Here is a 13,949-nt window from a genome sequence, read left to right as displayed (position 1 = left end):
ACATTTGAGGTTTTTTTTTCCACTTATGATTGCAGCTGTTGTTCTACCATTTACCAGCAATTTTATAAATGCAGGTTTAGCAAGACTGCCTTCCCCCCATATATATATTTCAGCTTATGCAGTGGCAAGCAGCCTGATGAAATTATTGCTCAGCCCTTTGTTTTTAGTTAGACCAATGGTGACATCATTAGCAAATGATATGAGCAGCTACTCAAAAGTAAAATTATTTGTTATTAAATTAATGATAGGTGTTGTCTTATTAATGATGGTTGCCACCATCAGCGGATTAACAAGATATATTTTTAGTCATTTTATGGGTGTTCAAGGGGAGACCCTCAAAGCTGCTATCACTATTTTTGCAGTTTTTAACCTCTATCCCATAGGGCTGTTATTAAAAGATTTTTGCCATGCCATATTATTGAAATTTGAAAAATCTTTTGTGATTCCTTTTAGTTCTCTATTAAGAATTCTAGTTGTAGCAATTATTGTTAAAAATATTGATGATTTGCTTTTTATTCCACCGGCTATTCTCGCTGGTTTAATACTGATTTTTGCTGTCTTTATTGAAGGCATATTATCTCTAATAGCCACTAAAGCAAGTATTAAAAGTATTCCCGGTGCATTTGGTAGTAGGCAAGCGGATATCACAGAGCAGCAGGACATAGAGAAAATTAGCTCCAGGTATATATTTGCCTTCTATTCACCATTGATAATAACTTCATTTATTGGAGCTTTGAGAATTCCTTTAGTACATGCGACTTTAGCCAGATCGATCTCTCCTGAACAGGCTATAACATCCTTTTCAATCGCATGGGGAGTTTGTGCTTTGTTTCTAACTCCCCTCTCAATGTTTAAACAGGTCCCTTTGCTGTATTATAATAAAAATGATGAACAGAGTGTCAAATCCACAGTCGCTACAACTCTCCTTTTAGGAACCACACTTACTGGTATTCTATTTTTTATTTCCATGACCCCCATTGGGCACTATATCCTTACTGACTTGATCGCCATTGATAAAACTATAGCTGATGCCACTCTTAGAATCATAAAGGCAGGGGCAATCCTTCCTTTTATTGCTACAGTGAGAGAATCATTTTATGGAATCCTTATGAAAGAGTATAAAACGAGAGTCATGGGCTCTACAAAGATTTTGAATATAGCAATTTTAACAGTAGCCATTACATTTATTATTCTTGTTGAACCAAAGAATACAGCTCTCAGTTGTATGTATGCCATAGTTGTTTCACAATTTTGTGAAGTTATACTGATATTTGGAATATTTAAGAATATTTGTAAACCAAAAAAAATAACAAAAGACAAAAGAGGAGTTAGAAAATGAAACACTATCCATACTACCCTGAGCGATCAGTTCTCTCTTTAGAAGGGCTTTGGGATTTTTCTTTTATAGGAGAAGATCTTGAAATTGATAACTTATCTGAAAGACAGATTCACTATGATGACTTCATGGATGTTCCTATGGCCTTTGATGCTACTCCTGCCTATGCCGGGAAGCAGGGGTTGGCTGCATACAGAAAGTTTATTACCCTGGCAGAAGGGAGAAAACACTATTTAAAAGTTGCCGGTATGGGTATGCAGAACCGCTTTTATATTGATCAGGAAGAGATCGGTCTTTGTCGTCTCCCTTACACAGGTATGACAATTCCAATTCCTGAAAAATTTAATGGAGAAGTTGAGCTTGTTGTATTGAGTGATAACCGTCTGGATATTAATAAAACACCCCTCTTTGATAAACGAACCGATTTTTATTCCTATGGGGGTTTTTTTAGAGGGATTGATCTGCATTCCACAGGTCCCTTGGCTCTGGATAGAGTTCAAATTAAAACGGAAAATATTACAAAACCTCAGATCTCGGCCCGTATTTTTTTTCAGGAAGAAGTTCAAAATACTGAAATTGAAAAGATATGTTTTAAGGTTTGTATAAGAGAGTACAACAGTTCTGGAAAAAGAGGACACACTCTTCTTGAGATAGAGAATCCGAACTTTTCCTCTCAAACTAATATGGAATTTTCTTTTGTTCTTCCTGATGCCCGCATCTGGACTCTTGATGACCCTGCTCTTTATGAGCTCATTGTAAGAGTTGATGATGGAAAACACAGTGATACTGTTATCGAGCGCTTTGGAATACGTATTGTTGGTACAGATAAGGGACAGATTACACTTAATGGCCAACCAGTCAAATTACTGGGATATAATCGGCATGAATCTCATCCTCAGTTCGGACCGGCTCTCCCTTATAGCCAACTGGTACAGGATCTTCAGATACTCAAAGATCTCAATTGTAATTTTATTAGAGGTAGTCACTACCCACAGGATCAACGCTTTCTTGATCTTTGTGATGAATCAGGTTTTCTTTTTTTTGAAGAAAGTTTTTCCTGGCAGCATAATGACAGACACTTCTCCCGTCCAGATTTTATGGAAGATATGGAATTACAACACCGCTTGATGGTTAGAAATTCATACAATCACCCAAGTGTCATTATGTGGGGCTTCCTAAACGAGGGAGATTCTCATAAAGAAAGTTCCAGACAGGCTTATGAAAGCTGTTTTCGTGCTATTAGAGAAGAAGATAGAACCCGTCTTATCACTTATGCCACAAATCATCCTCTCGATGATTTGTACCTGGAACTTTGTGATGTCATCAGTATCAATACCTATCCTGGGTGGTATGAGATGGATGATGAAGATCCTGCAGAAGAAGTGACCCGGCCTTTAGATAGAATCAATCAAGAAATAAATTTACTCATAGAACATAAGAATTCTTCTAATCATAAAAATAAACCTCTTATTCTAAGTGAAATAGGAGCCGGGGCAATTTATGGTTGGAGAGATTCATTAAGAAGCCATTGGACAGAAGGTTATCAGGAAGATTACCTTGAAACAGTTTGTACCAGAATCTGTGAGGATGATGCTCTGGCAGGTGTTGCCCTTTGGCAGTTTTGTGATGGGAGAACATATCAGTCAGGTAGAGCTGTGAAGAGACCTAGGGCATTTAATAACAAAGGGACTTGTGATGAATATAGGCGTCCAAAAATAGCATATACAGCAGTGCAAAGGATTTTTGGAGCCTATCGGGAGCGATCCTGCCTAGGAACTGAATTTTGAATTAACTTTTCTATACTCAGAAGCACTATAGCCATAAATTCTTTTAAAAACCTTACTAAATGTGTTTAATGAGCTGTACCCAGCTTCCGTGGCAATTTCTTTAAGAGGTTTATTTGAATCCTTGAGTTGCTGTCTCACATACTCCAGGCGTCTTTGTTCTAAATGTTGTCTGAAAGGAATTTCAAATTGCTGACTAAAAAGTCTGGAGAAATAAAAGGTAGAGAGTTTAAAGTGTTCGGCTGCTAAATCCAAGCATAGATTTGGATCTTGAAAGTTCGCTTCAATAAAGAGGGTCATTGCATGTTTTTGTTCTAATTTCTCTTTGGAATCTGCTATTTTCACCCTATTGGAGACTTCCAGAAAGAGCTCTCTAACCTTTTCATATTGCTCTTCCACTTTAACAGTATCACGATTTAAGAGTTCTCTAATTTTCTGTTCCAGTGCAATGCTGTTTATGGCTGATTCGGAGTATATTTTTAAGAGTGAAGCCATAAGGTCATGTATGAATAGGAGTTTTTCGGCTCTTGATTTTTGCTCCGATTCAATATTTTTATGTTTGAGCTCTGCTAATAGTTGTTCCAGTTCATCTATTTTTCCAATTTTAATCAAATTGAGTAAACGTGTTTCTGATTCTAAATTGAAGTCATAATGGATTAGGTTCCCTGTATCAAGTTCAATGAAACTGACAAAGCTGTTAGAAGTCTTCTGATAATGCCTGATAGCTATTCTGGCCTCTGAAAGAGATTCATATAGTTTTGATAATGCTTTTTTAGGTGTTCCCATCCCCATTCTTAAACTGATTCCTAACTCTCTTTCTATGTCTTTTTTTAAATTTAAGAATTTATGGGATGCTGCTTTTGATGCATGATCTATCTCTTTTTTGTTGGTCCCTGTGATAAAAGCAATTTGTTTGTGATTTGTCTGGTGGTAAAAAAAATTATTGTCATAATCGGATTTTATATACTCTCTTAAAAGCATCTGTGTGACCATCTGATCATGATCAAAATTAAAAGGGAGTTCAGCACAGGCTATTATATAGAATTCATTATCCAGAGAAAATTTGAGTTCAGAAGCTAAAGACTCTAATTCATCTCCACTTTTCTCTCCTGAGAAGAGAGATTGAAAAAACATCTGCTCACTGTAGATTTTCGTACTCTCTATTTTACCTTTAAGGATGTTATTCTGACCAGTTAACTCCCTAAAAAAACTTTGCAAATCATTTCCTTTAATGATCTCACCAGACCTCTCAGGATGATTTTCCTGTATTTCTTTGAGAGTTGTAAAAAGGGGTTTTGAGCTAATATACGAGACATAGACTCCAAGGGCGATTCCTAAAACAGAAAGACTAATAATAATGATGATGGTCAATTGTGATATATAACGAGCCTGTTTTTTGATTTCATCCTTTTGCTGGTAGATCAATAATTTCATGGGAAGGGAATCCAGAGAAAAAGAACTAATAAAACTGTGCCCTTCTGCTTTCATTAAAACATCTTTTTCTTCTGAGTAAAGATCTCTGGAGAGCAGCTGATCTGTCTCTTCAGAGGAAATAATAATGTCACCTTGTTTATTCAGAAGTAAAACAGATGCATTCCCTTTATTTGATACCAGGGAAAGTAAGTTTTTTATTTCCTGGATGGAGAGAAAAAATACGATGACACCATTGCCTGATTCACCATGAGGAAATGACCATATATAGGGCAGGTATGCACTTTGATTTTCTTGTGATACGTCAACAATTTTTTGATTTGTTAAATACTCCCCCCGGTGGGGGCCTTTCACATATTCACTATACCAATCATCAATACTTATATTGTCAAAACGATACAAATAATTCCAGAAGCTTTCTAGTTTTGAACTATGAGTAGGTCCCAGGACAATCTGAGGATTATCTATAAAAATATAATATTCAGAGATGATTTTATCAGTTAAGCTATAGGGAATCAGATCGTTACCAATCAAGAAACGCAATTTACTAACAGTGTTTTCCGATTCTATCAGATCCCCTTTGTTCAGGTCATTCTGGATAGATTGAATAGAATGGGCGGCAACTCTCTCCATTTCATTATTTAAATCTTCAAAGACCTTCTCTATATAGTTTTTACTAAAAGTATTCTCTTCAGCTATTCTAGCAATCGCGGCGTTTATTGTCTGTTGATAAAATACAATACCCATTGCTAAGGGGATCAGGATTATCAAAGATAGATATATATAATATTGGAGATGAAATTGTCTTTTTTGTATCATTTCGGTTGAGATTCTAGCAGTGATATCAAAACGGCGATATAGAAATCCATATACTCCGCAGTTTTATCCATAGATTGACAAGTCTTTCCAAATGACATGAATCTCATCTCTGATATTATTAACTCACATATAAATATTTCATAATTGATGTGTCACATAGGAGGATTATAAATGGTTATGCAATACCCTCAATCAGAGGGGTATCAGAAGGTCAGGGAGTCGGCAATGAATTATGTTCGCTCAATGAAGATAGGTGAACAAATTGGAGTCTATTCCAAAACAGCAGATGGCGGTGAAAACTTCTATGGTTCCTACCATGCCACTCAAATATTAGATTTATTTAATGAACTTCACAATCAACCCGTTGCTAATCTCGATAGCTGGGCTGATTATTTAGATAGTTTTCTCCAGGAAGATGGATCTGTTCTTGTCCGTCAGCAACCTTTTTTTGATAACCCTGTACTACCAGGGCTGGATGTCAAACTCCATCCGACCAGAGGTTATACCTGGGCAATGAGAACCCTGAATCGCAAGCCGGCAATCAAAGCCAGTTTTGTAGAACCCCTCCTTGAAGGGGACACTTGCCGACGATGGTTGGAGTCTCTTGATTGGTCACAGTGTTGGCGGGTTTCGAATCAGGTGCTGGCTGTCTATACCATATTTATGGGCTTAAAAGACTGGTTCGGATACAACATTGTAGATGACGTTATTGAAAAGCAGATCCATCCCTTCCTTGAGGGTTTATTAGATCCATCTACTGGTTTTTTTGGAACATCTAAAGGGTCTGAGTTGAGGAATGGATTATTTGGTACGATCCATTTGGTTCCTATCTTTTACGACCGGGGATGGGACGTTAAATATATAGATCGTTGCATTGATTCAACTATTCAGTGTCAGGGAGAAGACGGTTCCTATTGGCCCGGGGGAAAAAACTGCCCTGACTTTGATGGTGCTTATATGCTTGCGAATCTCAGTAAATTGACTGACTATCGAAAGGAAGATGTTAGAAAGACAGCACAAAAATATCTAGACCATGCTCTTATGCACAAAGATATGAACAATCGGGGTTGGAGGACGAAACGGCGGGATTGGGTCAATCCAGATAAAGCTGTGATTGATCCCGAATTTGTAATGCTCGACTCCTGGTTTTATCCTCAATCCATAGGACATGCTGCAGATATTCTGAAAGATAGTGGCTATGAAGGTCCCTATCATCTTAATCCAAAATCTTTGCATATGATAATGGTAGGGTAAAAATGTTTGATTCAGTAATTCAAAAAGTCTATAAACGTTCTGTAAACGAAAATCCTGTTGAAATGTATGCTTCTCTTCTGACCGTGTATGCCTATGCCCGATATGGGATTTATAAGGGTGATCAAAAAGTCATTGAAGATATTCGACAACAAATGACTCCTTTTATTCAGGGAGAAGTCCCTCTTGACTCCATTGTCGGGAGTTATAAAAGTTATGAAGCCGGGGGAAATGGGACTGCCTATCTCTGGTTTAAAGGCGAATTTGATTCGGCAGGTCCTGCTCTGGAAAGAAGCTCCCGGGAATTGCTGAAAAACCACCCCCGTTCTGCTGAGAGTCTCTTTTCCATGCCGGGAAAGGCAGACAGTGAGCATGTATGGATTGACACAGTCTACGCAGTGACTCCCTATCTTACCTGGCTGGGTCTTGGAAAAGGTGATGAGAGCCTTGTTAATGAAGCCCATGATCAAATGAAGAAAAGTTATGATCTTTTATTAAATCCTGATAATGGAATGCTGCATCAAGCCCGGGGATTCAATGGTTTTGGAATTTTTTCTTCTGACCATTGGAGCCGGGGTAATGGATGGGGGCTCCTGGCTCTTGCTGACGTTATAGATATTCTTCCTCCCGATCATAAACATCACAGTAGTTATGCTCAAATGCTTAAGGATTTATTGTCTGCAGTGCTGAAATACCAGGATGAATGGGGAATGTGGCATCAGGAAATGACACTCCCCGAATCTTATGTGGAGGTTTCCGGTACTGGTTTAATTCTGTATGCTCTGGGCCGAGCCTTGGAAAAAAAGGTTCTTGAAGGTGAATCTTATTATAAGATACTGAAGAAAGGTATTGCAGGGCTGATGCGTTATATCTCTCTTGATGGATCTATACATAACTGCTGCAGAGGTTGTCTTGCTCCGGAAGAAGGTCGAATTGAAGACTATATCCGGCGTGGTTGGGTTTTGAATGACGTCCATGCTTTCGGACCTGTTATCCTGGCATTAACCGAAGCAGATATTGCAGGACTGTCCTGGGATGAACTGATCGGGTATCCCTTCCCGAGAGGTCTCAAAGAGGAGGTTCTTAATGTCAATCTTCCTTTGTGAATCAGAATTAGAGGCTATAAAAAACAGAAAAAGAAATACCCCTCTTGATGATCTCCTCTGGCTTTTTTTAAATAAGAGCAAAGAACGGCAGAGTCAGACAGGACTGGTCAACCTCAGTTCCACACAGGACTGGTGGCATCTGGCCTTTGAGTATATTTCAGAGAGCGCGCTTTCCTACCGGATAAAAGAAGATGAAGGACTAGGTGCCTGGATCAGATCTACTGTTTTAGCCATTGTCAGACGTCCTGTTTGCGACTGGGTCGGCCCAACTTTCCGGGATCATACTCTTGATCCTCCTGCTGGGAATCTTGAAACAGCCCATTTATCCTGGTCCGTTTCTTTTGCCTATGATCTGTGTCCTTCTCTTTTCACTCCTGAAGAGCAAAAAGAGATAGAAACCTGTCTGATAGAGAGAGCCATCGGACTCTGTCAGAATTATTGTGATACCCTTCCCAGAAAGATTAACAATTGGTACTGCATCCTTTTGGCCGGAGTAATAGTCCCCGCAGCTGTATTAGGAAGGCAGGACATATTGGAGGACAATCTTGAGAGAGTCAAACTCTGTTTTTCTCTTTTTCAAGAGGATGGATCCTACGGTGAATCCGCTCAGTATGCTAATTATGCACTACAGGGACTCTTCCTGATTACTGAAGCCTATAAGAGAAGTGCTCCCTTACTTCTGGATCTGCAACACTGCGCTTCTTATGCAAAAGCAGCTCGTTTCTGGGTATACAATCATATCCATAGAAAGAATCTGTCCGGTTGGGGACATGTGTCCCGGTCTTTTAACTTTGGGGACTCAGCTGCTATCTTTGCCCCTTCTGCAGATATTCTTCTACATATGGCTGCTACCCTCAAAGAGGTTGATCCTGAGTCTGCTTCTCTGGCCAAATGGCTCTTTGAGGAAGCCTATCTTCCTGTGGAACAACCTATGGTCGATGACCGGAGTTCTTTTGGTTTTGTCCCGGGAATTGGTATCTTCACCTTGATTTTGCTACCCCGAAGTTGTGAGGCTCGTGGCCCTGAACAACTGGAGAGAAGCCGTAGTTTTGAGAATGGCTACACTTATATGAGAGATTGTTGGGGTGGTGACAGCTCTGTAGCCGTAGCAGGATGTGCAAAAAGTTTGAATACGGTGGCTCACTCCCATGGTGATATCAATTCTCTGATCGTCACCCATAGAGGGGAGAGATTTCTTGTCGATCCGGGACATAGTTGCTATAGAGGACTCGTGCATCTCCAAGAGATTGTATCCCTTCATCATAATACCTGTTCTTTTATTCAAAATAGCAAAGCTCATAGGACCTCATTAGACAGCTTCCCTGGTTTGATTCCTCAAAATGGAGCATCGGGCATTCGTAAAATCAGCAAAGATGGATTGAGTGATACAGTGAAACGAGGAAAAACTCTGGGATTTTTCGACGATGGGTTTATCTCCCACTGTGCTAATGATGCTGGAGAATTATACGATGCACCATTGGACGTTTTTGAGAGGCATATTATTTTGTGTGGTGCTCAAGTAATTTACATTGTAGATCGGATTGTAGCAGATGAGCCTGTAACTCCCCTTTGGACCTGGGTATTAAATAACCGGGATGGTAAGCTGGAAGTGAACCCTTTAAAGGATCGATTGGTTGCCCGTCGTGGGTCTGCAGGCATGAAAATCTTCCATGGAGGCGGAGGCTGCTTATCAGGACCTCAATATGGATATATGCATGATGCCTATCATCCTCTACCGGGAGAGAAAGGAGAGGGTTTACAAGGTTCTGCACATTTGTATCGCTGGACTGGAAGTGAATCAAGAAAAGAGCATACAGTTGTTCATGCCATAGCATTGGGAGGATATGGAGAAATTGCATCGTGGCATTACGAAACAACTGGTAAGGAATACACTCTCTACAGCCTGAGTGATAACACTAAACACTGGACTTTAAGCCTTGAACAGGATGGATTCACCCTGTGTGGAAAAAAAACTGGGAGGTCTGTTTGCTTTGGATCAAAATTTTAGACAGATAGAGAATCTATGGACAATTCACAGTTATTATACAATCTCCCCCTGGGCTCCCGATAACTCAGGACGGCTCCTCCTCGCCGGAACTGATCGGGAGACTCAGGATGAATGCCGTCTGGGGATCTTTGATCGCAATGGCTCTCTCATTCATAATATCCCGGGAGGGCCGGTTATCCCCAGTTTTTGGCATACCGGAAAATGGCAGTGCTGGGGGCCTGACAGCCGTTATATCTATCATCAGGATGGAACATTCAAAGAGCCAAAAACCACAAGGGTGGATCTTATTACAGGTGACACCCGGAGTGTAAGTGGAGATTTAGAAGGAATCCCTCCACAGGGTGAGCCAGGATTGTCAGGCAGCCACAATCTACTCTATGCAGCAGGATATGGGGATCATAAATTTAAACCTGAAGCGGCATCTGTTCCCTTTATGGCCAGAGAGAAACATGGCATTTCCCGTATCAGCTTCAATAAACCTGAATCCTTAGTATTATCAACAGAAGAAGTGCTGGCATCGCACCCAAAGCGAGATTGGCTAAAAAGCAAAGATCGAATTTTAGCTCAGAAATGGGGACAGACATATAAACCTGCTCACAGCAGTGTTTTTCAGGATGGACTGACCTTAATGACCTATGCCGTGCGTTGGAATCAGCAAGGCAGCCGATTCCTTTTTTACTTTGGCAACCATTGTGTGGTCAAAGAAAGAGGAGAACCGCGTCTTGCATACATATTTACATCTAATAAAGATATGACGGATATCCGGCTTGCTCTGGATCTCAGTGAGGATAAGCGCGGTTTGCACTGGAGCTGGCACCCAGATGGGGAGAGACTGATTGGGTATGGGCCGGACCCTGGTATTGAAGGAAGTATGTGTTTGGCTTTTGTCAATTATGACGGATCAGATTACAAGAAAATTTCCTCCCATTGTAGTGGCGGGCACCCTTCTGTTAATCCCACGGACCATAGTCTCATTGTCTCCGATGAATCATCTGTTCCAGGGCGTGTGGTCTTTATTGACAGTTATAGTGGAGAAACTATTAACACTTATCCTCTAAAACGATGCACAACAAATAAGGAAGTGAGGGGAAGAAATCCGGAACGTGTTTGTTTACATCCTGTTTTTTCTCCTGATGGAAAAAAGGTTCTGGTTAATACTTTATCTGCTGGAAGATTTCATAAAGGAAGAGCTATTCCATTGATATTAAATATTGATTCCATACTCTGAAGCGTTTCAGTCCACCAGTTTCTGGAATTGTTCAGCCAGGAACTCGCCCTGTAACTTTCTTATCTCTAAGGAAAAATGCACACTGTCTATATACTTTTCTAATAGTCCCAAGGATCTGGTATACCCTGATAAATCAATAATATCCACATTGTTACGCTCCATAACTTCAAGGGCAATGTTGTTATATAAATAGAGATCCTTTTTGAGTCTTTTAAAGCTTGTTTGCCGTTGGTTATGAATCGTCTCATCAAACTCTGTTATTGTAATCCAAACAAATTTAGTGTCAGTCTTTCTACAGAGAGATAGAATCTCCTCTAGATTTCTTTCATATAGACTGGACGAAACTTGGCAGCCTTGCTTATCCGGGTATCTTTTTATGTCATGTAGTCCACAATTGCAGAGGATCAATTCAGTACCGGGAAATGGGAGAGTCTCTCTTAAATAGTCCAGGATCATGTCACTGTCCCCGCCATTGGCTCCTCGAGGGAAATCAAGATCTTCCATGGCTTCGATTAAGCCATCTTTTCCATTAACTTCCCATTGCGGGTTCAATGATTTTAATAAAAAAGGTCTGTAATGAATTGATATGGAATCTCCTAAAAGGAATAGTGATTTTTTAATTTTTTTCATATGGAATATTATCATATATAGCGATTAATAAAAAGATGATTGTCTTCATGAAATGATACGTGCAAAGTAAATAATCAGGGCATCATGGCCTGTTATCCGGAAAATTACGAGGGGCTTAAGTCTTGCCTAAAGCCTTATCACCTGACGGGGTATGAGGATTACACTGGGAAATCCATTCCCGCCTCGCCCGCGAAGTCGGGGAGCCCTCGGGAGAGGGGCACATCCTGAATATCGAGCAGGAAAAGCTGGTTGGTCCGGGTTTCCGGATCTCCTCCCAGAAGGAGGACCCATCTGCCGCAGGGGGTAACCCTGGGGTGTCCATGGGATTTCTGTCCTGTTCCGTAGGTAGGCCAGGGTCCACTGAGTTGTTGCCAGACAGGGGGAGTGTTTGACGGTAGATCTGTAAGGCTGAACAGCACGCGGCCAGCTGGCTCCAATCCGTCTGTCATCCATCGCGTACCGTCGGGTACCGCAGCTACATGTCGGCCTTTCATTAGGGGAGTAGGAAATTCCATCCGACGGTGGGTCCGGGGGCAGGTGATCCCGCCAAGGGCAGGGATGCTTCCACCGCCAGCTTCATAATGTAAGCCTTGTCGGCTGACGTTGTAGTGACAGGTGTGATTCTCCGGAATGATTTCCGTGCGTAAGGCGGTATACCATCCACCTTCATAATCAGTGAGCAACAACATATGTTCCACCGGCAGATGGTCGTAAGACAGACAGAGGTGTCGGGGACCGTAAGCGATGATGTGTTTACAGAATGCATTGAGACGGAGCACCAGATGCTGTTCTCCCGAATCAAGATCATAGCGCATAATGTGCACATCCGTCATAGGGCGTTTCCCCTCGTTCTTGATGATCCGCCACTGTTCCGCATCATGGGAAATATAGAAGAAATAACGTCCACAGGGGGATACGCAATTCTGAACCTGCGCCTTCCGTTGTGGAGGAATATCAAACAAATGCCGATCTTCTCCGGTTTCGATGTGTACGGTCCGGTAGGTTCGTCCGGTGTTGTAAATCAACTCTCTCCGGACAGGATTTAAGGTGGCGGATTCGCCGTCATGAATAAACCCTGAAGCTTGTGCCACCTCAGCCAGCTTATGCTGTTTGCCTGTCAGTATATCCAGTGCTATCCAACAGGTATGGGAAATCACATCTCCTTCTACATCGTGCTGGTTGTAAACCAGCCACCGTCCGTCCTCCGTAAATAAGGGAGAAAAATAATACAAGGCTTGTGCAAACTTTTCGCCCAGGGTGAGCTGGTACGCCTTTCGCCCTGTGCCCGGTGCAGAGATTTGTCTAAAGCGAGCGTGGATATTTTCAGGCGATAAAGGATCATCGATGGGGGATGTTTGGTTGAGTGGCTTTGACATGAGTCTCTCCTAAGTTGTTTGGTAGCGTTCTCTGTTGTGGATATGAAAGTACAACAATGCACTTCCTTCGTTGAAATTTACCATAACATATTTTAAGATACCTTGTCTATTTTTCCCCTTTTATAAAAATTATTTATTTATCATAAAAAGGGGGGAATCATAAGATCTGATTTGACTTTCCTCTTCAGCTGTATGAAGTTTTTGATAGGAGGACAGATGAAATGATTAAATGGGGAATGATTGGTGCCGGAGATGTGTGTGAGCGGAAATCCGGACCGCCTTTGTACTTACTGGATAATTCAGAACTGATTCTGGTTCATAGAAGAAATAAAGAAGCTGGTGAGGACTTTATAGAGCGGCATGGTCATGGCCGTTATGTCTCTTCCTTAGATGAATTGATTTCTTCACCTGATATTAATGCCATATATGTAGCGAGTCCCCACCCTCTACACCGGGAACATACGATGATGGCCCTGGAAGCTGGTAAGCATGTTCTTGTTGAAAAGCCCATGTCTATCGACAGTAAAGGATGTGATTCCATGATTGCCGCTGCGGATAAATCAGACCGCTGTCTGGGAGTGGCATACTATAGACGGGGCTATCCATCGATCCGTTACATTGCCGATAAGCTCAGAGAAGGGGTTATCGGGACACCTGAAGCTCTTTATTTTTGCAATGAATTTCCGACTTCCCACCGCCTTGACCTGGTGCATTATTTTTTTGGAGAGATAGCCAGTGCCGGAATCGGCGGCAGCACAGATGATCCCTTCCTTCCGGCGCGGAGGATTCCCTATATTGAAGCTGTGACTCATTCTGGTGTTACTGTCCGTATGGCCATGGGCTGGCTGGAGACAGGTATGCCCGAAAGCCTGATCATTCAGGGGAGTAAGGGAAGGATTTACCTCCATGATTTAAAAGCGGGACTGATGATTTTTCAGGTAGATGGTCAAGAGCGCTCTGTTCATGTCGGCGGGCTACGC

Annotated in this window: 10 protein-coding genes; 7 read left to right on the top strand and 3 right to left on the bottom strand. The window is 41.4% G+C overall.

Annotated elements, in window-relative coordinates; genetic code table 11:
- Nucleotides 1–1,339: hypothetical protein (locus tag PF479_RS14995; protein WP_298008048.1), on the top strand; the 1,339-nt coding region annotated here is incomplete at its 5' end.
- Complete coding sequence (locus tag PF479_RS14990) at nucleotides 1,336–3,123, top strand: glycoside hydrolase family 2 TIM barrel-domain containing protein (RefSeq protein ID WP_298008046.1); 1,788 nt, start codon at nucleotides 1,336–1,338, stop codon at nucleotides 3,121–3,123. The genes PF479_RS14995 and PF479_RS14990, both read left to right, overlap by 4 nt.
- On the opposite strand, the gene PF479_RS14985 is transcribed toward PF479_RS14990, so the two are convergent.
- On the bottom strand, nucleotides 3,106–5,298 hold the full coding sequence (locus PF479_RS14985; protein WP_298008044.1) for a helix-turn-helix domain-containing protein: 2,193 nt from the start codon (nucleotides 5,296–5,298) through the stop codon (nucleotides 3,106–3,108). The genes PF479_RS14990 and PF479_RS14985 overlap by 18 nt on opposite strands.
- Before the next feature lie 243 nt (nucleotides 5,299–5,541).
- On the opposite strand from PF479_RS14985, the gene PF479_RS14980 reads away from it, so the two are divergent.
- From PF479_RS14980 to PF479_RS14965, 4 genes are all read left to right on the top strand, one after another.
- Nucleotides 5,542–6,624 carry a hypothetical protein gene (locus PF479_RS14980; RefSeq protein WP_298008042.1) on the top strand — a complete coding sequence of 361 codons (1,083 nt, stop codon included), beginning with the start codon at nucleotides 5,542–5,544 and terminating at the stop codon, nucleotides 6,622–6,624.
- 2 nt (nucleotides 6,625–6,626) lie between these two features.
- The gene (locus tag PF479_RS14975) at nucleotides 6,627–7,727 is read left to right on the top strand and encodes a glycoside hydrolase family 88 protein (RefSeq protein WP_298008041.1); all 1,101 of its coding nucleotides are present in this window, start codon (nucleotides 6,627–6,629) and stop codon (nucleotides 7,725–7,727) included.
- The gene (locus tag PF479_RS14970) at nucleotides 7,708–9,735 is read left to right on the top strand and encodes an alginate lyase family protein (RefSeq protein ID WP_298008039.1); all 2,028 of its coding nucleotides are present in this window, start codon (nucleotides 7,708–7,710) and stop codon (nucleotides 9,733–9,735) included. The genes PF479_RS14975 and PF479_RS14970 overlap by 20 nt, the downstream gene beginning before the upstream one ends.
- Nucleotides 9,736–10,012: 277 nt before the next feature.
- Complete coding sequence (locus tag PF479_RS14965) at nucleotides 10,013–10,963, top strand: hypothetical protein (protein WP_298008036.1); 951 nt, start codon at nucleotides 10,013–10,015, stop codon at nucleotides 10,961–10,963.
- A gap of 6 nt (nucleotides 10,964–10,969) precedes the next feature.
- On the opposite strand, the gene PF479_RS14960 is transcribed toward PF479_RS14965, so the two are convergent.
- Nucleotides 10,970–11,593 (bottom strand): SGNH/GDSL hydrolase family protein, encoded by a 624-nt coding sequence (locus PF479_RS14960; RefSeq protein WP_298008034.1) that lies wholly within the window; start codon nucleotides 11,591–11,593, stop codon nucleotides 10,970–10,972.
- A 158-nt stretch (nucleotides 11,594–11,751) separates the two neighbouring features.
- Nucleotides 11,752–12,969: a hypothetical protein gene (locus PF479_RS14955; protein ID WP_298008032.1), complete on the bottom strand. Its 1,218-nt coding sequence runs from the start codon at nucleotides 12,967–12,969 to the stop codon at nucleotides 11,752–11,754.
- Nucleotides 12,970–13,190: 221 nt separating this feature from the next.
- Between PF479_RS14955 and PF479_RS14950 the strand changes: the two genes are divergently transcribed.
- Nucleotides 13,191–13,949, top strand: a 759-nt coding sequence (locus PF479_RS14950; RefSeq protein WP_298008030.1) for a Gfo/Idh/MocA family oxidoreductase, incomplete at its 3' end; no start/stop codon positions are given.

The organism is Oceanispirochaeta sp. (assembly GCF_027859075.1).
Classification (GTDB): Bacteria; Spirochaetota; Spirochaetia; order DSM-2461; family DSM-2461; genus Oceanispirochaeta.
This window is presented reverse-complemented; position numbering and strand designations above follow the sequence as displayed.

Excerpts from the sequence above, each read along its gene's own strand:
- PF479_RS14990 (WP_298008046.1), top strand. The coding sequence starts at position 1,336 with ATGAAACACTATCCATACTACCCTGAGCGATCAGTTCTCTCTTTAGAA.
- PF479_RS14985 (WP_298008044.1), bottom strand. The coding sequence starts at position 5,298 with ATGGGTATTGTATTTTATCAACAGACAATAAACGCCGCGATTGCTAGA.
- PF479_RS14980 (WP_298008042.1), top strand. The coding sequence starts at position 5,542 with ATGGTTATGCAATACCCTCAATCAGAGGGGTATCAGAAGGTCAGGGAG.
- PF479_RS14975 (WP_298008041.1), top strand. The coding sequence starts at position 6,627 with ATGTTTGATTCAGTAATTCAAAAAGTCTATAAACGTTCTGTAAACGAA.
- PF479_RS14970 (WP_298008039.1), top strand. The coding sequence starts at position 7,708 with ATGTCAATCTTCCTTTGTGAATCAGAATTAGAGGCTATAAAAAACAGA.
- PF479_RS14960 (WP_298008034.1), bottom strand. The coding sequence starts at position 11,593 with ATGAAAAAAATTAAAAAATCACTATTCCTTTTAGGAGATTCCATATCA.
- PF479_RS14955 (WP_298008032.1), bottom strand. The coding sequence starts at position 12,969 with ATGTCAAAGCCACTCAACCAAACATCCCCCATCGATGATCCTTTATCG.